This window comes from Aurantivibrio infirmus (genome assembly GCF_054767315.1).
On record NZ_BAAFSK010000001.1, the window covers coordinates 749,593 to 773,921 of the forward strand.

A 24,329-nucleotide genomic window follows, 5' to 3' on the forward strand; every position below is an offset into this window, starting at 1 on the left:
TAAAAAGCAGACTCTTAATTTTTGGTTATTGAGTTTTCTTTAATCGTACTAACTTGCATTAAATTAAATCGGAAGCGCGTATCTTTTCTCGCGCTTGTCTGCCAAAGCTTCGCATAAAAATTTCTTACGTTATCTAAAAATAAATAAATAATGGGTAGGCAAATTAAAGTCGCAATCGTGGAGTAGGCGAGGCCGCCGATGACTGCTCGCGCCATGGGATAGTAAGGCGGACCACTTGCACCAATAGCGGTGTCGCCCATGCTGAGAGGCAATAATCCTAAAATAGTGGTTAATACTGTCATTAAGATTGGCCGAATACGATCATTCGCCGCCTGTAAAATCGCATCAATCTGCGCTAAGCCTTGGTTTCTATACGTATTGATTCTGTCGATAAGCACAATGGCATTGTTAACGACGACGCCCATCAAGACCAATATCCCTATCATTCCCATGATTGTCATCGTTGTGCCGGTTATAAAATAAAACCAATACACGCCGACTACCCCGTAAAAAATCGAACTAATCGCGGCAAGAGGAAACAGTAAGGATTCAAACAGTGCCGCCATTACCACGAAAATCATTAAGATCGCTAGCAACATGTTGATGCCCATAACATTAACTTCTTGTTGCGCTTGCTGTAATTGTTGGCCAAATTGCCATCGATAACCGGCAGGGAAATCTATTTGGCCCATCACGTTTGTTACTGAGCGTCTGACTTGTTGCGAAGACACTTCTCCATCGCGATATTCCAACCTTAACGCGATACTAGTTTGTCTATCATTGCGACGTACTTGCGGGATGGAATCTTGAATGCTGAAAGTTGCCATTGAATCTAAGCGCGCTTGCCGGTTTCCTTCGAGGGCTATGGGTAACGCTTGCAACTGGTCGAGCGTTGCTCTGTCATTGCCCTCGAATAACGACAATGAAATATCAATCTCGTCGAAGTCGCCGCGAAAAGTTCGCAACTGTCGTTTCCGCAAAGCGGTGCCAATGGTTTGTGCAACAGATTCTGGTGTTAAACCGAGTTGATGAATACGCTGAGAATCCAGTGAAACCACAGCCTCTCGACCACCCAGCGCGATCAAGGCGCGTACTTGAACTACTCCGGTAATGTTCTCAAGGCGGGGTGTGATTTCTCGATAAAGATTCCAAAGCGTTGAGGAATCGTCGCCTTGTAACATAACGACAAAACCATTTTCTCCGCCGCCGATTCTCTCGAAACCTGGTTTGGCGATAGAAAATTTTGGTAATCCGTCTTCGACGAAGTTTCTTATTTCTTCAAGTGATTTTTGTCGGTCTTCCTTTTCTTTTAATAATAATTGTGAATTGGCGTAACCTTGATCGAAGTAAGAATAAACGTCGACTAAATCGAGTTCTTCTTTGTGAGCGAATAAAAAGTCTTCTACTCGCGTGACCATCCCTTCGACGCGCTCTAGCTCATGCGTACCCAATACGTTGTAAGAAATATTGAGCTCATTGTTCTGATCCGAATTTAACAGATCGACTTTAACAAACTGAATGGGTATGGCGATAACGAGACCTAAACAAATTGTTACTACGCCAGCGATGAGTGGACGATTTAACAGCCATGCTAGTAGTCGACTGTAACGCCCATGTTGATAGTGCTTGTGAGTAGAAGTTTTTTTATCGAAATCTAAAACTTGCTTGGGCTCGGCTTGAGTATTTTTTTCTTTCGCCGTTATGGGAATTCGGCTCAACAATAAAGGAATAATCGTCGTTGCAATAAACAGAGATGCGGCCAGGGCAACGACAATAGAAATTGCTACGTGCGCTAAAAATATTGTGAGTGAAACTTTCGCGCCGATAATATTGGGTAAAAAGACAATCGCCGTCGTCAGAGTACCTGCTATTACCGGTAGGCCAACATCCTTAACACCGAGAATTGCCGCCTGGTAAGATGTGGCCCCCACTTCACTGCGTCGGGTGAAAATGCTTTCACTGACAACCACCGCATTGTCGACGAGCATGCCGACGCCTAACATCAAACCCATCATCGATAGTAGATTCAAACTGTAACCCGTGAGATAAATCACTGCGAGGGTAATAGTTAGGGAAAAAGGGACGGCCAAGGAGACAATGAGTGTTAAGCGAATGTCGCGCAGAAAAAACAATAGAACTAAAAATGAAAGAAAGAAGCCGACCGAGCCAGAAAATGCAATGTCTTTTAGTGACGTTGTAACCTCGTCGCCAGAGTTATCAACGATAAGAACATCGATGTCTGCAAAATCAGGCAGCTCGCGGATTCTTTCCAGTTCGTCTTGAATCGCTTCAGCAGTCGCGACAAGATTCGCCCCAGCTTCTTTCGAGACATTTACGCCTACAGCGAACTCCCGGTTTAAATGGCGGCCACCAGTAAGTTCTTCATTAGCGAGTCGAATGTCCGCGATGTCGCCGAGTTTTATCCCCCGAGCATTGACAATAAAATCAGCCATTGCTTGCTGGTCTTTAAACTTATCGTTAATCGTGACGCGAATATTATTCTCGTCGCCCTTTAACTCGCCAGCGGCTATCAGTGCGTTGGCGGATTGCAAATCACTTAAAAGTTTATTCGTATCGATGTTGTAGGCAGCCAGGCTTTCTGGCTGCAAACGAATTTGATAAGTCTTCGGAGCAACGCCATAAATATCTACCTTGGAGACGCCGGCAATCCGCTCTAGCCCTTGTTTCAATTGACGGTTAAGTACCTGCCAAGAATCTGCGAGATCCTTGGGTGAAGATATTCGCAGTTGCATAACAGGTTCGTCTTGAGTGCCACCAGTAAATACAAAAATGCGCTGTACATCTTCTGGGAGTTGATCGCGAATGTTGTCGACTTTTTCTCGTGCTTCTACACCTTTTAATTTGGTATTCGCGGACCAATCGAACAGCATAAACACACTACTTTGATTTTCTGTACTGGTCGATTGCATTCGTGTAATGCCATCAATAGTTGCCAAAGCTTCCTCTAAGGGCCGAGTAATTTGTCGCTCGACTTCTTCAGGTGTAGAGCCTGGGTAGTTGACCTGCACAAAAATACCTGGGAACTGAATCTCCGGAAACATTTCTAGCGGGATTAATCGCACCGAGGCTAAACCAGTAACGATGGCGCACACAAATACCATGGCGATAGTTACTGGGCGTTTTAGCGCGAAGCGGGTAAACCACATTAGCTGAATTCCTCAGTGGTGGGGTCGGGTGTAGCGACAAATTTTTTGCGATCAAATAATTGATACATAACGGGAATGACGACAAGGGTTAACAAAGTTGCAGATAACAAACCGCCAATAACCGTTACTGCCATTGGCGCTCTTAATTCTGCGCCTTCGCCAAATCCTAAAGCCAAGGGCAACATGCCGAGCGTCGTGGTTAGCGTCGTCATTAAGATGGGGCGTAAACGAGATTGTGCTGCTTGCAATATGGCTTGCGTTCTCTCATTGCCAAGATCGCGCAGTTGGTTGATACGGTCCACTAATACGATCGCATTATTAACCACTATCCCCGCGAGCATGATCAAACCCAAAAACACCATTACGCTAATTGAAGTACCTGAAACAGCAAGACCAAAAATCGCGCCGATCAACGATAGCGGCACGCTAAATAAAATAATAAAAGGGTGTAATAAGGATTCAAATTGCGAAGCCATGACCAAGTAAACAAGGAACACGGCCAAACTCAGTGCTAAAAAAAGTGAATTAAAACTGCGTTGCATTTCTTCGCTCTGGCCACCGAATTGCACACTGGTACCGTAGGGGATTTCCAAGTCTTGTAATAATACTTGTGCTTCCGCAACGGCTTCAGTGATACCGGTTACCTGAATCTGACCGGCGACCACGACGACGCGTTGCTGATCAATTCGCATAATTTCACTTGGCCCATAGATTTGTGCAATTGTGGCAACAGATGTGAGTGGTATCGGGCGTGAAGATGTTGGGTTGATGATCAGTTGCGATAAATCATTCAATTCATCTCGAGCACTATTTTCTAAGCGCACGAGAATATCTATTTGTTGATCGCGAAGTCGATAACGTGTTGCGGTGTTACCTTTGATTGCATCAACGACCGCGGCTGATGCACTTTGCATTGGGATGTTTAGTTGCGCTAACTTCGCCTGATCAAAAATAACTTGTGCTTCGGGGTAGCCGCGTTTGGTATTGCTACTTAAGTCCGCAAATTTTTCGGAGCGCTGTAAGCGCTCAACGACGAGGTCGCCCACTTTTCGTAAGTCGTTAATCTCAAAACCAAAAATATTTATCTCCAGCGGCGTTGAGAAACTAAAGAGCTGTGGGCGCTCAGTTTCTACGCCAAGGGTATCTCGTTCAATAGCGAGCAATTCCCGGATCTCGACTAACAGCTTATCTTCATCATCGCGAGAAAGTCCCGGTGCGAGAAGCAATGTGAGTTCAGCTTGGTTTTCACCTTCCTGCTCGGGATTTGCGGTCAGCTTGTTGCCGGTGCCAGCGGTGGCAAATACTTCGTTCACTTGATCAAAGGCCAACAGTTTTTGCGATAAATTCGTCATACGTTGATCAGTGAGCTCGATCGCCGAGCCAGGTGCGTATTGCACTTTTACGATGAGTTGTCCTTGAGCGATTTCCGGCAATACAATCTGTGGAATTTGTCTCGCAAGAGCTAATGCGAAAAGCAGGGTGCCAAATGCGAATAAGACGGTGAGCCAAGAGTGGGATAGTGCAGTCGAGAGAAGTTTTTGATAGGCGGTCTCTAGCCATGCATAGGAACGATCAAAAAGTTTTCTCAGTGGTGAAAAGATTTTCATACCGACAAAACTAAGCGACCAAAGCAGAAGTTTTAATGCGCTCATGATCAGCCATGGTAAAGCAACAAACGCTATTTCTACCGGACTGCGGCCAATTTTTTTCCACTTCGATTGTGCTGGTCGATCTAAATGATTTTCCTCATTGTTCAAGCTGCCAACTTTCCGTGAAGCCATCATCGGGATTAAGGTTAGAGCAACGACAAGAGAGACCAATAAGGAATAGGTGATTGTTAATGCTTGATCGCGAAATAATTGTCCTGCCACACCTTCAACAAAAATAATTGGCAGAAAAACGGCAATAGTCGTTAGTGTTGATGCAGTAATCGCACCAGAAACTTCATTGGCACCTTGCTCGGCGGCGGTATTAAGATCAAGGCCTTCTTCTTTTTTTCGCGCGATATTTTCAAGTACGACGATAGCATTATCAACCAGCATCCCTATCGCTAAAGCTAGGCCACCTAAGGACATAATATTGATATCGATATCGGACATGTACATAAAATTAAATGTAATGATTACCGATAACGGGATAGTAGCGGAAATAATTAACGTGGGTCGTATATCACCTAAAAATAGATAGATAACAATCATTGCTAATATACCGCCAATGATCGCTGAGAAAATAAGTTCGCTAATAGATTCGTCGATGAAAATAGAGGCGTCTGTTAATGTTAACAAGGACATGCCATCGGGTAGTGATCTTTTTATGCCATTTAAACGCGCATTCACCGCTTCGGCGACTTGAATAATATTGGCGTCGCCTTCTTTGTAAATCGAAATTTCTACTGCTTGTTCACCGTTGTTACGAGTAATCGCCGTTGGGTCTTTGTGAGTAAATTTTATCTCTGCGATTTCTTTTAATCTGATGACTCTTTGATCGCGGGCGACGACGATACTTTCTTCGATATCTTCAATTGATTTGAATTCATTGAAAGTACGAACCAAGAGTTGTCGTTGTCCATCACGAATTTGTCCGCCGCTGGAGTTAACATTTTGTGCTTTTAGTCGCTGGGCAACTTCGTCAACACTAAGATTAAGTTGTGCTAGCTTAGCTTGGTTTAGCAGAATTTGAATTTCATCTTCGTAACCACCTGATGCTCTTGCGGCAGCTACGCCATCAATAGTTTGCAGTCGTCGCGTGAGCTGATTGTCTGCATAGCGACGCAACTCCGTCATTGCGAGGACGGGGTCGTCTCCGGGTTCGAGTTTATTGCTGAGGCTAAGGCGAATTATTGGATCATTGTTGGGATTAAAGCGAAGTAGGGTGGGTGCTTTGACCTCTAAAGGCAATTGGACCTGATCCATTTTCTCGCGTACGTCGAGGCTGGCGAGATCCATATTACTGCCCCAATAAAACTCTAAGTACACATCAGAACTACCAGCTTTTGAAACGGAGCGGACTTGGCGTAAACCTTTCACGGTGCCTAAGGTTTCTTCTAAAGGCCGAGAAATTAAATTTTCGACTTCTTCTGGAGCAGAGCCTGGAAAGTCGGTGCGAACAGTGAGAGTAGGATAAGCCAGTTCTGGTAATAAGTTAAAGCCGAGGCGCTCCAGTAAAACCATACCAAAAACTAGCATGGCCAATGTAAACATGGCGACGGTAACGGGGCGACGAATAGCGAGTGCAACTATATTCACGGTAAGCTCACAACTTTTTACAGAAACTTGAGTCAGTAAATATTTCTCGAAAAATTCGTTAGTCCTCTCGCGAAAAATAATCTACGTGAACCTAAGGTCCTTATTTATTATTGAGGGATTGTGGTAATGAGGTTAGGTCCTTTCCTTGGCCCGCAGAAAAGGCGCTTGCGGTAAAACTAGCCTTCGATAATTTCAACTTTAGCGCCGTTCTTTAGAATGGTTTGGCCGCTGATGATGACGTCATCGCCTTCTTCAAGTCCGTCGCTAACTTCAACGATGTCTTTATGCTTGATAGCCAGTTTTACAGGCGTTTGTACGGCAATTCCATCGCGTACCACGAATACATGACTTCTGTTGTCCTGTGTAATTAAGGCTCTATCAGTTAGGAGTAAGGTGTCTTGATGAACATCAAAAATAATTTCGACGCGACCGAACATGCCCGCTTTCAAACGACTATCGGAATTGTTGATTGCGACAATGACCTGAAATGTACCTGTGTCGGTTTCTATCTGTGGTCGAATTCGTTTTATTTTGCCTTCGATTATATTGTCGGGGAAAGCATCGACGCTAAGAAAAGCCGGTTGGTCAATAGCAACCTGAGCGAGCTCTTTTTGAGGTAAATGAATAATTGCCTGTAAAGAATTCGGGTCTACAACAGTAAAAAGCTTGTCGTTGGCCTGGATTAAATTACCGGTCTTCACTACACGCTCAGTGATAATTCCGGCAAACGGCGCGCGAATTGTTGCGTAGCGAAGATTTAGCATCGCCAACTCGAGCTGCGCTTTTTGTGACTCGTAATCTGATCGCGCTCTTTCTAGGTTTGTGCTTGTGCCAATCTGACGTTTGAATAAAGTTTCTTCGCGTTGCAAATCGGTTTCTAGGCGTTTAACGACAACTTCTAATTGCGCGACTTGCAGTAACAATTGTTCAGTATCGAGCTGGGCAAGTATTTGTCCCTCAGCGACAGCGTCACCTTCTTCAACCAGGATTTTTTCGAGGATGCCGCTGGTGCGAGCGACGATCTGGGCCTCTCGTTCTGCTTCAAGGGTGGTGATGGTGCCATACGTAAGCTGTATGTCGCCGCGTAATACCTTGGTTACCTCGACTGACACAGCTTGGGGAGCCTTATCTTCATCGGAGGCATCCGCGTTGTTGGGGTTACAAGCGCTGGTCATTAAGGCCGTCGCGACGAAAGCCAAGCTTAAAACCGCTCGGCTGAAATCTCGGCTTAAAAAGCTTTTACTGTTAGTTGTACTTACTTTCATTACCATTCCATTATCTTGCGAAGTGTCTGTACTTCCTTAAACTCTAGTGCCTATTTTTAGACAATCTACTTCTAGGCAATCTACGGACATTTTTAGGACATTGCTGCTGCTAATAACTAGAGCGAGCCCCGATAATTGAAACATCCTTTTTGAAACCTCAAAAGTAGATTTGGGTGCCACGCCGCCTTGGGTTTCTTTGAATCCCCTACCGGATAAAAGTTCGATTCATATCAGAGGTAAGACTATCTCTGTTTAGCTTATGAACAGATTATAGATTCATGGCTGTCTTGAGAGTGGTTAAGGAGTGTAAGTATTAATACTCTAAAAAGGCGTAAAACCATTGACTGTTGGAGCGTCTAAATTCATATAATCTCTGCGCAACAATCAGTTTGAAACTCCCTCGATGAAAATAATAATCCGTTTCATTGCAAATATTCTTGGTTCTAAAACTTGTTATCGGGAACAAAATATCAATTGATTTTTTTGATGCGGGTTTATTAATTTTTTTTAAAAATTATTTTTAGTAAATGTCTTCCTAGATAATAAAAAACATTCCTATCGTTGTTGAAAGAGGCAATGAAAAATATTTAACTTGAAAGTGTTTTTTATACCATCTTGGATGACGAACTATAAGTGCAGTGCAAGTAAAAATATGACCAAGTAGACAGCGTTCTTCTTAGAAAAAGTACGTTTTTCTAAGAAAAAATGCCGTGATATTCCTTTTTGGAGGGTGTAAGTACACTAAAAAAAATATAAACTCGACTCGCATAAAAACGCTTACCGCAACTATATCGATGTCTCAAGCAGCGAACCAAAATAATAATAAGCGAGCACTTGAATGAATATACACAGTAAGGTCATTCCCTTAGAGCTATTGCCCCAAGGTTTTATCGAGGCCTTCACTTTTTTTGGTGCGGATCTTTCGCGACTTCTTGAAAACACAGGTATTAGCAAAGAGATGCTTACTGGTCGTGGGTATAAGATTTCTTACGTCCAGCAAACCCAATTATTGAGTAACGGTATTCATTTATGTTCAAAACCCGGCTTGGGTTTGTTGGTAGGGCAATACATGGATTGGTCTTTCAATGGGACTGTTGGGGAAATCGTCCACTGTAGTCCGAGTTTGAAGGATGCCGGTGCCGCTTTTCTTCGCTACATATTGATCGCCCAGCCTAACTACGCGATGTTCGCAAATCTACCCAATAGTTATATTGACACTGAAGGTCTTGTCGTTAGCCCGATACGATTTTTTGTTCCCTACGATGCAAGCGCGGAACTTCGACTTTTTGAAATAGAATATCGTCTGGCGATTACTTTACGTTTATGTGATGAGTGCGGAAATAAGTCTGTTGCTCGGCCAGAAGTCTACGCTTGTTTGAATTACCCTGAGCCGAAACATGGTGAGCTGTACAAACACTTACCTTGTCATTCCGTTAAGTTCGATTGCCCCGAATCATATATTGCGTCTCACTTTTCTCATATCATCGAGCCTTTTCGCCCCTTACGTAAAAATGCATTTGAGAGAATCGTCGCACGATGTGAGCAAGAATTTGCAAATACGGCAATTGAAACCACCACAGCCGCTAAAGTTCGTTGGCATATCAGCGGTCAGTACTCTACCTCTCCCACCTTGGATGATATTGCCGAGGTATTGTCAATGTCTCCGCGAGCTTTGACACGGCGTTTAGCTGATGAGAAAACGTCATTTCGACAAATTGTCCACGAGAATAAAATGGAACAGGTTTCTCATCATTTGCGCTCATCGAAACTAAGTGTCGAGGAGATCGCAAGTTTGTTGGGTTTTTCAAACGCTAGTAGCTTGCGTCGCGCGGTAAAAAATTGGAGTGGAGATGCTGTCAGTGTAGTGCGATCCCAAAGCAAATGACTCATTTAGCGTACTGGTAAAATAATACCTACGGGAGCGTGACGGTTCGAAAGCTACCAGTTTTCAAATTATTTATTATTAATGACTTAAAAATTCAGAAGAAATTAGTTAAGAAAAGTATCATTGGCCTTATTGTCGAGACAGACCATGACCAAAACAACAAGAAAAAATATATTGGTTCGCCTGTTACTTATCGTCGGATTCGTGATTATTTTGGTGATTTTTCTCGCCTGGCAAAAAACCAGAACATCGCAAGCAATCGTAAATGGCTTACGAGAGGCCGCTAATAGTGAAAATATCTCTGGGACCGAAAATATTATTGCCAATGCTTGGAATTGGAACGGGTTTTCTGACGAGCAGATTATCAACGGCGCAAAACCTATCAGTCGAGATGAAAAAAACGAAAAAAATCTAGAAGCTGAAAGCGAATATGAATTTGATGTGGTTTTAATTTATGCTGCATTAGGTCTGGTTGAGATTGAAGACAATGGCGATGTGGTTATTGATAAAAAAGCTTTGCGGGCTTTGAAAGATACAGTTGCGGCTTTCACTACAGAATTGTCCATAGCTGACGTCGAACAACTAAAAAAACTGATTAAATTAGGCCTGCCAGGAAAGTCGGGTGAGCAAACTGCGCAGCTTGTCGCAGATTTTTATTTTTATAGTCAAGCTAAAATACGATATGAAAGTGCGCAAACAATCCCAGAGAATATTCAGGAGGCAAACTTACAATATAAGCAGCTAAAGACTCTTCGTGAGCATTATTTCGGTTTGGAGGTATCAGGGGCCTTGTTCGGTAACGGAGAAGAATTAGCTCGTTACACACTTAGCAACGTAGAGGTTCAGGAAGGCGAGAGTTCGCACGATAGTAAAGAAGCGAAGGCGGAAACTACTGAACAATAGCCTGCCAAAAGCATCGTTGAAAAATATTTAGATCATCTCGGATATGTTCTAAATTTTTTAGAATTTGATTGGGAAGATCAATACTCGAGATATGTAAAGAAAAAATTTTGGTGCTACATGTCAAGTATTGCGAAATGTGAGAGTGAGGTGGTTGGGATGTTGAATCAAAAAATTTCTTTGTGGCAGGAAAAATAATTTAAATAGATAATGTAAATCTTTTCCTTAAGTGCGATCTAATAATACTCTGAGCACTCAGCCTATTTTCTGAAAGGATCCAACAATTTAATTCGTTGGATCCTTCGGATTTATATTTAAAAATATGTTATTTATTCATCGGCGATTTTAACAATTTGCTTGCCGAAATTTTTACCTTTTAATAAACCTCGTAACAGTTCGGGTGTGTTTTCCAAGCCCTCATCCATTGTTTCGCGAAATTTTATCTTGCCTTCCTTAACCCATGTTGCCAACTGTTTGGTCGCTTCTTGCCAGCGAGCATCCCATTCGCTAACGACAAAAAAACGATGCTCTGGAACATTTTTGGCTTCACCAAAAATATGAAAAGGAGTGCGAGTGGTTTTAGGGTCTACCGCGTTGTAAGCAGAAACGTAGCCGCAAATGGGTACGCGCGATCCAGGATTGAGTAGATTGGCTACCGCCTCTGATACCGCGCCACCGACATTTTCAAAATAAATATCGATTCCCTTAGGGCAGGCGGCGGCAAGTTTCTCGGCGAAGCCATCGGCCTTATAGTCAATACAATCATCAAAGCCCAATTCTTCTTTTACGTAGCGGCATTTTTCTTCGCCACCGGCCACGCCAACTGCGCGTAAACCTAAAATTTTCGCCATTTGCCCTACCACAGAGCCTACTGCACCAGAGGCCGCCGCAACAACTAAGGTTTCTCCCGCGACCGGTTTGCCAATTTCAGTAAAACCCCAATAGGCTGTACGCCCCGGCATTCCGATAACGCCGAGATGTGCTGAGAGTGAGCCATCGTTGAGATCTACGGGGCGAAGACGGGGCTCGTCCGCATCAAATACGCAGTACGTTTGCCAGCCTGTATAGCCAGTGACATAGTCACCAACTTTAAATTTATCCGATGTTGACTCGACGATTACACCGACGGATTCGCCGGTCATAACGTCGCCGATTTCTAAAGGCGCGACATAGGATTTCCCATCGTTCATCCGACCACGCATATAGGGGTCGAGTGAAAGGTAAAGGACTTTTACCAGCACCTGATTGTTTTGTAACGCTGCTGTTTCCGCTTCATCAAATTTAAAACAAGAATCGTCGGGCTCGCCAGATGGACGTTTCGCCAGTAATACGCGTTGGGATTTCATTACCAATACTCCAAAAGTTATACACAAAAACGGTGCTTAAAAAGTGCGTCAAGCCTAGCATGGTTTATGTGTACCGAGAAAACTCTTAGCATTTCTTTCTTTTTGCGATTGACTATTAGACGCAACTATTTTTAAGCGTTATGCTTCGCGACCTTTGAGTCAAGAGCAGATGCTGAGTCAAGAGCAGATGAGAGTTAGTCGAGCGCAGATACAAGTTAGTCGAGCATAGAATAGAATCGAGTTGGTCAAGCGTGCAATCGAGACACCTGGAGAGTAATAATGAAGTTATTTAAAGTAGCGATTTTTTTAATTGGGGCCGCTAGTATTTTTTTATCTGCTGCTGCGAGCGCAGATTACGGTCATATTCATCTGGCAGCGCCAGAGCCGAATGTCGCGGCGCAATGGTATGCAAAACATTTTGGTGGTTCGGTGGCGGGGTTTGCTGGCGAGACAGGTCAAGATATTCCAGTTGATAGAGTGATGTACGGTTCCATACCGGTTATTTTCCAGAAACGAGAAAATAGCCCAGGTAGTGTTGGTTCAGGTGTTGATCATATTGGTTTTTCAATGGCGAATGTCGAAGACAAATTTGCCAGTTTAATTGCGGACGGCGCGAAAAGTTTAGGTGAGCTCAGAAGTTTTGGCAGCATGACGATTGGTTTCGTTGAAGATCCTTGGGGAACGAAAATCGAATTAATAGACGATGCTGAACTTCGAGGTTTACATCACATTCATCTTTCAAGTCCGCAGCCTACTGATACGCTGAATTGGTATGCGGTGCGATTTGGTGGTGAATTAGGAAAGTTTAAAGGTGCTCTAGACGGAATTAACTACGACAATAAGCTTTGGCTGTTGGTGAGTCAGGCAAAGACAGATGTCGCGGGCACACAAGGCCGTAGCTTAGACCATCTTGGTTATAATGTTGCTAATTTGGATGAGGCCGCGATTTCTTTGAAACAAAATAATGTCAAGTTTACGCTGGAGCCAAGAGATTACCGAGGCATACGTATTGCTTTTGTCGAGGGGCCAGATGGCGTAAGAATCGAGTTGGTTCAACCATAGTATTTATTTTTTATACTTTAACATTGAATCGACGGCTTGATGATCAATGCTGAGATTTTACTACCCTTGATGAAGATGATGTCTCCTTATCAAGGGATATTGAAGATGGGATAACATTACTCAAATCTATATCGTGGTGAACTTGACTGTCGATCTTGGTAACACTTCTTGGTGTGTCAAAATAAAATCCTTGCAAATAATTGACGCCCAGGCTGAGTAGTTCTTCATACTGTTCTCTGGTTTCAACGCCTTCGGCGATAACTTCGCAATTAAATGTACGCGCGATAGAGATCGTTGCGATGATAATACCTTTGCCTCCTTCATTTATTTTCTTAACGAAAGAGCGATCTATTTTGACGGTGTTTACCGGTAACGCTTGTAAGTAAGCAAGTGAAGAAAACCCAGTGCCAAAATCATCAATTGAAATCTTGATGCCGAGTTGACGTAGTTCTCCCAAGACTTTTGCTACAAGGTTTAGGTTGGTTGCAAAAAAACTTTCCGTGATTTCCAAGTGCAATCTTGCTGGCGATAATTTTGTTAAGGCCAGTGCCCTAGATACCGTTTCTACCAAGTTTCCTTCGAGAATCTGTTTAACTGAAATGTTAACGGCAATACTGGAGTCAGATCCTAGCACGCCAGAACTGATATCACTGCAAGCTTTAAATATTGCCCATTCTCCTAGCGCGTTAATCGCTCCAGAGCTTTCAGCAATGGGTATGAAAGATGTGGGCGGAATAATTTTGTCGCCGTATGTCCAGCGCATCAATGCTTCGTATATCACCGGATCTTTTTTGTTGGTCGGCAAGATCGCTTGATAATGTAATTCGATTTCGTTGTTTTCGATTGCGTTTCGAATACCTTCTCGTAGCCATTGCTCATTTCTTACTGCGTCGAGAAAAGCTTGCTGAAATATCAAGCAACCACTTTTTTTGCCGTTCTTTACTTGGTACATCGCGATGTCTGCGGCATTAAGTAGTTCAGATGCCGAACCACCGTGATCGGGATAAGTCGCGATGCCAATACTACTACTTATTTCGATAATACTGTCGTCAACTTCTATTGGGCGTTCTAAGTAAGACAGAATTTTTTTGCCAATGGAAAGTAGTTTCTGCTCAGCGATTTCTTCCGTGACTAAAACAAACTCATCCCCACCCCAGCGACACAACATATTAATATCGTCAACGCAGTTCATCAGGCGTTCGGTAGTGGATTGCAATACAGAGTCGCCAATTAAGTGGCCGTGGATATCGTTTATCTCTTTGAAGCCATCAAGATCAATAAATAAAATCGAAAATCTTCTACCTCGAGTATTTGCATTCTCGATTGCCTTGTCTAATGTTTCGACAAAAGTGTGCCGATTTTTTAAACCCGTTAATTCGTCGATAGTGGCCAATTGATTTAATCTTTCTGTGCGCTCTAGAACTTGAGATTCAAGATTTGCATTAACTTGATTGATTTCGAGGTAGGCTTGTTGAAGCTTCTCGTTTGATTTCTCAGCTTGATCTTTTTCAGAGTTGACTGCATCTAATAAGTCTTGGTTTAGGTGGTGCAGTCGCGCTGATTCACGGCAAAAGTCCGCTGCTTTTAACGCAGATGATAATAAAACGAGCCAGAAAAGTAGTCCGAGGATGCCGAGCGTTTGCGACAACTCGCTATCCATTGGGAGTAAATAGAGTGAAGGTGGAACAAGTAGTACGCTTACGTAAAAAATAACCGTAAATTTGCTCGCCGATAGCATTGTCGTTGCGCCACCCGCCAAGCCGGCAAAGAATATGACGCAAGTCGCGAGCTCGAGTAAGGACAATGAATGAAACAGCATAAAGGGAAGACTGCACCAGAGTGCTGCTGTTAAGCACACCCCAATCGAGTAATTTCTCAGATGTTGAGAGCCGTTAAATTCAGTAAATTGCCTTACCTTTTTCCAGTGTAGGATATCGATAAGACGAAAAAGCAAAAGTGACGACATGGCTAGCCACCACAAGAAGGTTAAATTATTGTTGCTATCGAGGATGAGGAAAAGCGTCGAACTGGTAACGACAGTCGTTAAAATACTGTTTACGCCACGTGAATAAAGCATTGTCGCGAGCGTCTGATCAATACGAGCATTGAGCATCTCCGAGTCTGGTGTGGACACGAAAGTCGGCTCGATATCGAGAGGGGTGATCTTGTTTGAAGCTGAGTTAGCCATCTTGAAGCATTTTCAACGAGTAATTCAGTGATTTGCACGTTATGCGAGCAGTGTCGGTGCCTACTCCCCCATCACGCATGTGAATCTAGCGCTATAATCGTACTATTGTACGGAATTTAAGCTGTAAGGGGGCCGAAAATGATCGTAATTGGCTACCGCCTGTCACTCAAATCAACTCTTGCTTAAATAGATATGAGTGTTTGATGACAAAAATAAAGCATACTCGAGCGAACTATATTTTTAAGTTCTAAGGCCTTTGTTATTGCATTATGGCTATTCAAGCCTGTTTCTATCGATATTCACTCAAATGGTCATTCATTCAAGTTGCCGAAAATGAATAACATTGCTCAGCATTGATAAGGTCGTCCGCTTTGGGTACCACTTTTATACAGTCGATTGTGGCCAAATTTATCCAGGGACATTAAGTAAAGTAGAGAACTGTTTTGTGTGCTTGTGAATATACGAAGACTTAGGCAGGATAAGCACTTTCATCACTGACGAATAAAAGATTCACTACAATAAAATATAAAAATTGGTGATCAAGATTATAGCTTCAGCGCTTCTGGCGTAGATTTTTTTCTGCGAATACAAGGTTTCGAAATCGTCTTTTTGAAAATGCTGTTTTTGAAATGATTGCCTTGAAACATTCGCTCGGTAGATAGGGTCGAACTCAACATCAACTCGGGTCGTCAACGAAAAGACCAAATGTTGAACTTGATAACCAGGACTTTTAGTCATCTTGCTTGTATTTAAGTGGAGGGATATGTCATTTGAAACATCTTCGTTACCTGCTTACTAGCATCATTATTTTTGTCGTGTCATTACCTAGCGTTGGGCAGGTGCTACGCAATGATTTGGCAACAAGTACCAACCCAGGTTTCAATGCTGTTGACGACAATGAGCTTGAGGGCGAATTCGTTTTCGTGCGTTTACAATACGACAGTCGTTTTGGTTCTCGCGGCGGCTTTGGCGGATTCGATTCTTGGGCTACAGATTTTCCCGCTTCCGATGAGAATTTTTTAAGGGGCGTCTCCCGTCTGACCAATATTAAAGTAGAACGAGAACCTATCGTATTACGTTTAGATGATGAGAGGGTCTTTAACTATCCTTTCATTTACACGCTTGAGATGGGTCGCGGTGGTTTTTTTCTTAGCGAACGGGAAATGGAAAATTTACGTGAGTATTTATTGCGCGGCGGTTTCTTATTTATTGACGATTTCTGGGGAACGCGGCAATGGGAAACGTTCTATGAAACTTTTAGTTTGATTTTTCCCGACCGAGAGCTGGTGACTCTAAGTAGTGATCATGAGATTTACCATTGCTTTTATGACATTGACGGCGCGCAGATGATACCTCGGGTGCGCAATCCAAATAATCTACCAGAAGAAGATGTTCCCAACGCATTTAATTACGCGATGTTCGATGATGATGGTCGAATGATGGTTTTGATTAACTGGAATTCGGATATTGGCGATGGCTGGGAGCATACTTATCACGAGGACTATCCAACCAAATACGCTAACCTAGCTTATCAACTGGGCATTAATTATTTGATTTATTCCTTAACTCATTGATTAGCATGTTCGATGACAGACCTGTGCAATCGAATAAAAAATAATAAAAAGAGGTGGTCCATGAATAAAAAATTTTCACTAACTTCATTTTCACTATTACTCGCTTTTACGGTCAGCATTTTTTCACACGCTAATGAAGATGAGCAAGGCTTTGTAATATTGCAAAAATCTGATCTTGGCCTTAGCGGAGATCGAATTAAGACGGTGGTGTTACATGGTGACCCGAATAAAGAAGGCTTGTATATTATTCGAATCTTATTTCCTGCGGGCATGTCCAGTCGTCCGCACTCACATGATCAAGATCGTTTTATTACCGTGATTGATGGCACTTGGTATGCCGGCACTCAATCAGAATATGATATGGAAAAAACTGTCGCCATTAAGGCGGGAGGCTTTATGAAGCATCCCGCGGGTGCGATACATTTCGATGGCGCAAAAGACGAAGATGTGGTTGTGGAAATTCGGGGAATGGGGCCAGTAAAAACGACATCGGCAAGCAGCAATTAAGAGAGGGTTTATAAAGCTGCGGCGCGGTTTTCGTTAAAAGCTTCTCGGTAGAATAATTACAATAATAAGAATTTATTTATGTTTCAAGAATATGCGAAAGCAATCGCGCAAAGTCCATTAAATGATTGGATGATTCATTGTTTGCGTGAGGTTTATGGCTTGCCGCCGATCATTCAAACGATTCACATCCTCAGCGTCGCTATTATTATGGCTACCAGTGTGATGATTTGTTTGCGCATGTTGGGTTTGGCGGTTCCTAGTCAACAGCTTGATGAAATGATGCGGCGATTATTGCCCTGGACATGGTGCGCACTGCTTGCCTTGTTTTTTAGCGGCATTGTTTTTGTGATAGCCCGTCCCATGCGCTATTTCTCAAATCCGGTCTTCGGAATAAAACTGGCGCTATTGATCCCCGTTGTTCTTATCACCTGGTATTTTTATTTTCAGAATAAGCGAGGTAATTTGTTGCGACCCAAAACCTTGACGGCTCAGAATGAGCAGATGAATTTTGCTGTGCCAGTGTCGTTTAGGCTGCTTGCGTTCGTGTCCTTATTATTGTGGATTGGTATTGTCTTGGCAGGACGGTGGATAGCTTACGCGGAGTATTTGTTTTGGTGAGTGCGACGAAAATAATAAAAAGCTCGGGCTTAAAATAGATTATGTTATTTGAAGAGTTTTGGTTGTGGCTTGAATCGCGTGAGATCTCGTATCGCATTGGTGAGACTTGGCTGTTCCCGTTTTTAGAATCGATTCATGTCTTGAGTGCCTGCATGGTTGTTGGTGCCATACTCATGTTGGACCTGCGCCTATTAGGTTTGACTGCGAATCGCTACGCGATTAATCGCTTTGCGAAGGAACTGGTGCCCTGGTCGATTGGGGCGTTTGTTGTCGCTTTCGTAACGGGATTAGGAATGTTTATTGTTCGCACTGTTGGGTATTTAGGAAATTCTGCTTTTCAATTTAAAATGCTGCTGTTGATCGCCGCGGGAATTAATATGTTGGCTTTTCATGTTGGCGTATTTCGCTCAGTGGATATCTGGGGAAATACTATGGCTATTCCTAAGGCGGCAAAAATTTCTGCGGTATTGTCGCTAATTTTTTGGGTGGGAGTAATGTTGGCAGGACGATGGATAGGGCACACGCTTTAGTATTTTTCAATTAACTTTCTTGCGCTTCAGCGCAAGCGATACAATTTTCAGCAGCGGGGTTGTATTGCAAACGTTTTATGTTGATTTCATCGCCGCAAGTTAGACAGTAACCGTATTCGTCTTCATTAATCCGCTTAAGCGCAGCTTGGATTTTTTTGAGTTGCTGTTGATTTCTTCGCGCAGTTTCTAAGGCCATTGCTTGTGATTGAAGTGCATCCATTCTAGAAAGGCGGCCGACGCTGGTTTGATCGAGCTTAACTATGTCAGTTGATTGTTGATCTGCGTTCTTGGTTTCTACTAGCTTCGTTCGAAGTTTTTCCAAAAGTATTTTAAGTTCATCAGTTTGATTTGAATTCATGAGTTATCCATAACGAGATAGACTCTGACTTGTAGTATTGATGAGATTAGAGATCTTCATGAATTAAATTAGTATTGTTTTTTAGGTTTTGAGTATCGCTAAGAAGCTTATCGATATCTTTTCGGTCCAGGGTTTCCTTCTCAAGGAGTGCATTGGTCAAGCTAGTGAGTAAGGTTTTATTTTTGCGTAAGGTCGTTTCCGTGAGGGTTTCTGCCGTAATTAGTATGCGATGAATTTCGTCGTCGATTTTTTTAGCCGTAGATTCACTAAAGTCTTTTTCTTGGGTGATTTCATAACCAAGAAAAGGGTGCTCATTGCCCACATGGTAGTGTACTGGGCCTATCACGTCACTCATTCCCCATTGAGTAATCATTAGCTTTGCTAAATGCGTGGCCTGCTCAAGATCGTTTGCCGCACCTGAACTCACATTGCCTAAAATTAATTTTTCCGCACAGCGACCACCCAACATTACTGCTAGTTTGGTCTCGATATAGGGTTGTGAATAATTGTGTCGGTCTTCTACTGGAAGTTGTTCTGTAGCTCCTAGAGATCTGCCGCGAGGAATAATTGAAACTTGTCGCAAAGGGTCGCTTTCGGGAAGTAAAAGCGCAATGATCGCGTGCCCGCTTTCATGAACGGCAGTACGTTTACGTTCGGAGGGGTTGAGCAAATCCTTGCGTTCTGAGCCCATGATTACCTTGTCGTGGGATTTGTTGAAGTCTTCCCGTGTAACTTCTGTTCGGCCATTTCGGACTGCTAATAGAGCCGCCTCGTTTACTAGGTTTGCTAAGTCCGCACCGGAGAATCCAACCGTCATACTCGCTATTTCCTGCAAATTTACGTCACTAGCGAGAGGTACTTTACGAGTGTGCACTGCAAGAATTTCTTTACGCGCATTTTGTTGTGGTAGTTCCAGCGTTACTTTTCTATCGAATCGACCCGGACGAAGTAATGCGGGGTCGAGTACGTCAGGTCGATTAGTCGCGGCTAAAACGACAACGGCTTCTTCATTGCTGAAGCCATCCATTTCGGCGAGAACTTGATTTAAGGTTTGTTCGCGTTCGTCATTGCCACCCCCGAGACCGGTACCTCTAACTCGCCCAACCGAATCAATTTCGTCAATAAAAATTAATGAAGGCGCTTTATTGCGGGCCTCTTTAAACATACTTCGAACTCTCGATGCACCGACGCCAACAAACATCTCAATAAATTCAGAACCGCTAATGCTAAAAAATGGTACGCCCGCTTCGTGAGCCGTTGCTTTTGCTAACAAAGTCTTTCCAGTTCCAGGAGGGCCCATTAATAAAATTCCGCGAGGCATTTTTGCGCCGATTTGTCGAAATTTACTGGGATTTTTTAGGAAATCGATGACTTCCTGTAAATCTTGTTTTGCTCCTTCCGCACCGGCTACATCGGCGTAGCCAACTTCGTTATCTTTGCTTTCAAATAGCCGCGCTTTTGATTTCGAAAAACCAAAAAAACCATCTTTTCCACCACCACCCATTCTTTGTTGCAACATGCGGCTGGAATAAATGAAGAAAGCTAAAATTAACAGCCATGGTATAAAAGACAAAAGTACTTGGAACCATTGAGGTTCCTGTTGAGATTTTGCTGTGATAACTACCTTGTTGTCTTCTAATAGGAGTAATAATTCGGGGTCCGGAATACTCGGGATAACCGTGACAAAGTTCTTCTGTTCGTTCTCTATTGGTGTTGAATAAATTCCATGTATCTGATCACCCTTGAAAGAAACCGATGCAATTTTGCTGTTGATAACGGCTTGTTTAAATTCCGTATAGGGCAATTGTTGAGGCCGTGATTGAGAAAGGTTTGCTAGTAGGTAGTAGAAAGCGAATAGCACGAATAGCCACATTACAACATGACCATCGAATGGGCGAGGTAAGGGCTCCTTCGGTGATTTATTGTGATCTGGGGGAGCTGAATTGTCGCTTGGCATGGCGGGATCCTTTCTCTATGTAAATCACTTTTCAATCAAATGTTCAAGAGATTAACCAAGCGCCGATAAAATAGAGTTTACGGCGCCGGCTGATATAGTTGGAAATCGTGTTTTTATTTTCCTAAAAACTTAATTTAGTACCTGACGTTTAATTTCTTGGTGTTGTTCGGCGGGCAATCGAGGACCAAATTGAGTAACCAGCTGACTTGAGGCAAGGCTCGCTAAATTTCCGGCTTCCTCGAAGCTATATCCGTTGGTAATCGCGAACAGAAATGCCCCAGCAAACATATCGCCGGCGCCATTAGTATCGATGGCTTTCACTGGGTGGGGTGCGATTGTCACTGTTGTTGTACCGTCATATACCAAGGCGCCATTTGCACCTAAGGTGATTGCGAATGTATTGCAAAAATTTTTAATTTCTGCGACGGCGGATTCAATTGAGCTAGTTTTTGTAAATGACATGGCTTCATCGCCGTTACAAAATAATAAATCAACTTTGTTACCAATCATTTCTTTCAATCCGTCGCCAAAGAATTGCACCATGGCAGGATCAGACAAACTCAAAGAAGTTTTGACATTGTTTTGCTCTGCGAATTCGCGCAGTTTAATCGCAGCTGCTTTTCCTGTCGGCGATGAAACAAGATAACCTTCGATGTAGACATACTGCGCATCTTTTGCAGCATCGAGATGTAATTCTTGTTCTGACAGCGTTTCACTGATACCGAGAAAAGTATTCATGGTTCGCTCCGCATCGGGCGTGATCATTACCAGACACTTGCCAGTGATGCCTTGAGGAACTTCGCCATTATGATGATGGTCGACACCAGCTGAGCGTAGGTCGTCGACATAAAAGTTGCCGTTATCATCATCTGCGACTTTGCAAGAATAAAAATTTTTAGCGCCAAAGTAGCTGGCGGCGATAATAGTGTTTGCCGCCGAGCCACCTGAGGCACGTTTGCTGGCAACTAAGTGATCCGAGAGTAAATCCATTAATTGATGTTGTCGGTCTTCGTCAACTAAGGTCATGACACCTTTGTCGATATTGAATTTGTTGAGATCGTTATCGCTAACTTCGATTTCAGTGTCGACCAAGGCTGCGCCTATGCCGTAGATATGGTATTTACTCATTAAGACTAGTCCTTATAAATTTATGCCGGAATTAAACTAAGTCGGGCTGGTGTAGATCGTTTCGCATTATCCTGGTTTCTTGATGATCAATAAAGTCAAATGGTGAGGCATTTCTCGATTCCTTTTTGCAAGATCGGTAGACTACGCAATCCCCCGACTAGTGACATATTGTATGAGTAAACGCCGTAAATCAAAAAGCCGCATAAGCGGCGGTATGTTCAGTTTTCTTTCTCGTAATAAAAAGCCCAAGCGCAAGGCGCTTTCGAGACGCGCCGCGAAGAAATCGCGTTTTCACTATTCAAAGTGGTGGAAGTGGGCGTTAGTTCCGCTAGCGTTAATGATTGTTGGCGTGGTTTATTTGGATTTCGTGGTTCGCGATAAATTTGAAGGGAAGAAATGGTCGCTTGCTGCGCGCGTCTATGCGCGGCCCTTGGAGTTATATGCGGGCTTGACGCTTAGTAAAAGCGAACTGGAGCAGGAGTTGCGGGAACTCGGCTATCAGTTTACCGCAGGTGCAAATCAGCCGGGGCAGGCGAGTTTGTCGGCTTTCCCTGCGCTCGGGAGTTCCGCGGGTAATTCTCAAGGAAATATCATCAGCTTATATAGTCGAGGTTTTTCTTTCTGGGATAAAGATGAGCCAGCGTTGCAGCTAAGTGTCATTTTTAACGGCGATGTGATTACTGAGTTAAACGATGCCAGCGGCCAGCCGCTCGCGATTGTTCGCTTGGAGCCGCAGGAGATTGCGGGGATTTACCCCAATCAACAAGAAGATCGCTTGCTAGTAAGATTGCAGGATATACCTCGTATTCTCGGTGAGACTTTGATCGCGGTCGAAGATAAACATTTTCGTGAGCACCACGGAGTGTCGCCACGAGGGATCGCCCGGGCGTTTTTAGCGAATGTTCGCTCTGGTGGCGTTGTTCAAGGTGGCAGTACTTTAACGCAGCAATTGGTTAAGAATTTCTATTTGAACCAGGATCGCAGCATCTCTCGTAAAGTCGTCGAAGCCATCATGGCAATTTCCCTTGATGCCCATTACAGCAAGGGTGAGATTCTCGAAACCTATATTAACGAAGTGTACTTGGGGCAAAGCGGCTCGCGAGGAATCCATGGTTTTTCTCTGGCCTCGCAACATTACTTTCGACAACCACTGGGTGAATTAAAACTGCACCAAATTGCGCTGCTTGTTGGCTTGGTGAAAGGAGCATCGTTTTATAATCCTTGGAATAATCCAGAGCGTGCAACGGAGCGGCGAAATCTAGTGCTATCGCTAATGCGTGAATCTGACTTAATTAGCGAAGAAGAATTTAATATTGCGCGACAACGAAAGTTAGATGTCGTGTCTAGCCCGAATTCGAGTGTGTATAGCTATCCCAGTTTTATCGAACTCGTAAAACATCAGTTGCGTGCAGACTATGATGAAGATGATTTGCGAAATGAAGGGCTAAGAATTTTTACTACCTTGTCACCAATGGTGCAAAATGCTGCGGAAAAATCTTTAACCGGTACTTTAGTTGAACTGGAAATAAATTCGTCTGAAAGTAAAGGGTCTTTACAAGGCGCCATGGTAGTAACCAGTGTGGGCAATGGCGAAGTGTTAGCGGTGGTGGGTGACCGAGAACCAAAGTACTCAGGATTTAATCGCGCGCTAGATGCTCGCCGAGCGATTGGATCACTCGTTAAGCCAGCGGTGTATTTGACAGCGTTAATGCAGCCAGAAAAATTCACCTTAATTTCCCATGTTGATGATTCTGAATTTAGCGTGCTGTTGGATGGCGGCGATACTTGGCGACCGCGGAATTTTTCTCGCCAAGCACACGGTGAGGTTCCGCTCTATGAAGCATTAGCGTCATCGTACAATCAGGCAACGGCGCGACTTGGTGTCGATGTCGGTGTTGATAAGGTTGCGCAAACAATTCAACGTCTAGGGGTTGAGTCGGATTTTGCAGTGTTGCCATCGGTGTTGCTCGGAGCGGTTGAGCTATCACCTTATGAGGTAAGCAGCATGTATCAAACCATTGCTTCCGATGGCGTGTACACACCGCAAAGAGCGATTTTATCCGTGTTGGATGCCAATGGGCGCCCCCTTAATCGTTACCCTTTGACTCCTGAAAATCGTTTTGATCCCGAGTTTATGCACCTAGTTCAATATGCTTTGCAAGCGACGATGCAAACTGGGACTGGGCGCACGGCATACCAGTATTTAGATAAAGAGTGGTTGGTGGCGGGAAAAACCGGCACGACAAACGAGCAGAGGGATTCCTGGTTTGCAGGCTACAATGGCGATCATTTAGCTGTAGTTTGGGTGGGGCGAGATGATAATGCTCCAACAAGTTTGACCGGGGCAACCGGTGCGATGAGAATATGGGCGAAGCTATTTTCATCGGTGTCTTCGCGGCCAATCTATCCCCTAAAACCTACCAACATTAATTATTTTTGGGTTGACCCTATTGACGGCGGTTTGAGTGATGAAGGCTGTGAAGGTGCGCACTACATTCCTTTCGTTCGAGGCAGCGAACCGCGCTTCAAAAGTAAATGTCGATCTCGACAAAATTCAGTTTTACAATGGTTGAAAAATTTGTAGTGAGTTTATGTGGGT

The 24,329-nt window shown here is 43.6% G+C and carries 16 protein-coding genes; 8 read left to right on the forward strand and 8 right to left on the reverse strand.

Annotated features, from left to right (window positions below; translation table 11 throughout):
* Nucleotides 1–14: 14 nt before the first annotated feature.
* From ACYUCY_RS03530 to ACYUCY_RS03540, 3 genes are all read right to left on the reverse strand, one after another.
* Complete coding sequence (locus ACYUCY_RS03530; RefSeq protein WP_460225065.1) at nucleotides 15–3,167, reverse strand: efflux RND transporter permease subunit; 3,153 nt, start codon at nucleotides 3,165–3,167, stop codon at nucleotides 15–17.
* Nucleotides 3,167–6,412, reverse strand: a complete 3,246-nt coding sequence (locus ACYUCY_RS03535) for an efflux RND transporter permease subunit (protein WP_460225066.1) — start codon at nucleotides 6,410–6,412, stop codon at nucleotides 3,167–3,169. The genes ACYUCY_RS03530 and ACYUCY_RS03535 overlap by 1 nt, the downstream gene beginning before the upstream one ends.
* A 176-nt stretch (nucleotides 6,413–6,588) precedes the next feature.
* On the reverse strand, nucleotides 6,589–7,677 hold the full coding sequence (locus ACYUCY_RS03540) for an efflux RND transporter periplasmic adaptor subunit (RefSeq protein WP_460225067.1): 1,089 nt from the start codon (nucleotides 7,675–7,677) through the stop codon (nucleotides 6,589–6,591).
* Nucleotides 7,678–8,515: 838 nt separating this feature from the next.
* Here ACYUCY_RS03540 and ACYUCY_RS03545 point away from each other — a divergent pair.
* On the forward strand, nucleotides 8,516–9,562 hold the full coding sequence (locus ACYUCY_RS03545; RefSeq protein ID WP_460225068.1) for an AraC family transcriptional regulator: 1,047 nt from the start codon (nucleotides 8,516–8,518) through the stop codon (nucleotides 9,560–9,562).
* A 147-nt stretch (nucleotides 9,563–9,709) separates the two neighbouring features.
* On the forward strand, nucleotides 9,710–10,465 hold the full coding sequence (locus ACYUCY_RS03550) for a lipase secretion chaperone (RefSeq protein WP_460225069.1): 756 nt from the start codon (nucleotides 9,710–9,712) through the stop codon (nucleotides 10,463–10,465).
* Nucleotides 10,466–10,791: 326 nt separating this feature from the next.
* Here ACYUCY_RS03550 and ACYUCY_RS03555 read toward each other — a convergent pair whose 3' ends face one another.
* Nucleotides 10,792–11,808, reverse strand: a complete 1,017-nt coding sequence (locus ACYUCY_RS03555; RefSeq protein WP_460225070.1) for an NADP-dependent oxidoreductase — start codon at nucleotides 11,806–11,808, stop codon at nucleotides 10,792–10,794.
* Between the two features lie 279 nt (nucleotides 11,809–12,087).
* Here ACYUCY_RS03555 and ACYUCY_RS03560 point away from each other — a divergent pair, with 279 nt between their 5' ends.
* Complete coding sequence (locus tag ACYUCY_RS03560) at nucleotides 12,088–12,870, forward strand: VOC family protein (RefSeq protein WP_460225071.1); 783 nt, start codon at nucleotides 12,088–12,090, stop codon at nucleotides 12,868–12,870.
* 43 nt (nucleotides 12,871–12,913) lie between these two features.
* Here ACYUCY_RS03560 and ACYUCY_RS03565 read toward each other — a convergent pair whose 3' ends face one another.
* Nucleotides 12,914–15,058, reverse strand: coding sequence for a putative bifunctional diguanylate cyclase/phosphodiesterase (locus ACYUCY_RS03565; RefSeq protein ID WP_460225072.1), 2,145 nt, complete (start codon nucleotides 15,056–15,058; stop codon nucleotides 12,914–12,916).
* Between the two features lie 770 nt (nucleotides 15,059–15,828).
* Between ACYUCY_RS03565 and ACYUCY_RS03570 the strand changes: the two genes are divergently transcribed.
* The 4 genes from ACYUCY_RS03570 to ACYUCY_RS03585 all read left to right on the forward strand — a co-directional run bounded on the left by ACYUCY_RS03570 (nucleotide 15,829) and on the right by ACYUCY_RS03585 (nucleotide 18,287).
* Nucleotides 15,829–16,632, forward strand: a complete 804-nt coding sequence (locus ACYUCY_RS03570; protein ID WP_460225073.1) for a DUF4159 domain-containing protein — start codon at nucleotides 15,829–15,831, stop codon at nucleotides 16,630–16,632.
* A gap of 60 nt (nucleotides 16,633–16,692) precedes the next feature.
* Nucleotides 16,693–17,139: a cupin domain-containing protein gene (locus tag ACYUCY_RS03575; RefSeq protein WP_460225074.1), complete on the forward strand. Its 447-nt coding sequence runs from the start codon at nucleotides 16,693–16,695 to the stop codon at nucleotides 17,137–17,139.
* A 78-nt stretch (nucleotides 17,140–17,217) separates the two neighbouring features.
* Nucleotides 17,218–17,757: a DUF6644 family protein gene (locus ACYUCY_RS03580; RefSeq protein WP_460225075.1), complete on the forward strand. Its 540-nt coding sequence runs from the start codon at nucleotides 17,218–17,220 to the stop codon at nucleotides 17,755–17,757.
* Nucleotides 17,758–17,798: 41 nt separating this feature from the next.
* Nucleotides 17,799–18,287, forward strand: coding sequence for a DUF6644 family protein (locus ACYUCY_RS03585; protein WP_460225076.1), 489 nt, complete (start codon nucleotides 17,799–17,801; stop codon nucleotides 18,285–18,287).
* 10 nt (nucleotides 18,288–18,297) lie between these two features.
* Here ACYUCY_RS03585 and ACYUCY_RS03590 read toward each other — a convergent pair whose 3' ends face one another.
* From ACYUCY_RS03590 to ACYUCY_RS03600, 3 genes are all read right to left on the reverse strand, one after another.
* Entirely contained in the window at nucleotides 18,298–18,645 is a 348-nt protein-coding gene (locus tag ACYUCY_RS03590; protein ID WP_460225077.1) for a TraR/DksA family transcriptional regulator, read from the reverse strand.
* Between the two features lie 46 nt (nucleotides 18,646–18,691).
* Entirely contained in the window at nucleotides 18,692–20,602 is a 1,911-nt protein-coding gene (gene ftsH, locus ACYUCY_RS03595) for an ATP-dependent zinc metalloprotease FtsH (RefSeq protein WP_460225078.1), read from the reverse strand.
* A 129-nt stretch (nucleotides 20,603–20,731) separates the two neighbouring features.
* The gene (locus tag ACYUCY_RS03600; RefSeq protein ID WP_460225079.1) at nucleotides 20,732–21,730 is read right to left on the reverse strand and encodes an adenosine kinase; all 999 of its coding nucleotides are present in this window, start codon (nucleotides 21,728–21,730) and stop codon (nucleotides 20,732–20,734) included.
* A gap of 172 nt (nucleotides 21,731–21,902) precedes the next feature.
* On the opposite strand from ACYUCY_RS03600, the gene mrcB reads away from it, so the two are divergent.
* Nucleotides 21,903–24,314 carry a penicillin-binding protein 1B gene (mrcB, locus tag ACYUCY_RS03605; protein WP_460225080.1) on the forward strand — a complete coding sequence of 804 codons (2,412 nt, stop codon included), beginning with the start codon at nucleotides 21,903–21,905 and terminating at the stop codon, nucleotides 24,312–24,314.
* The last annotated feature ends 15 nt before the right edge of the window (nucleotides 24,315–24,329 follow it).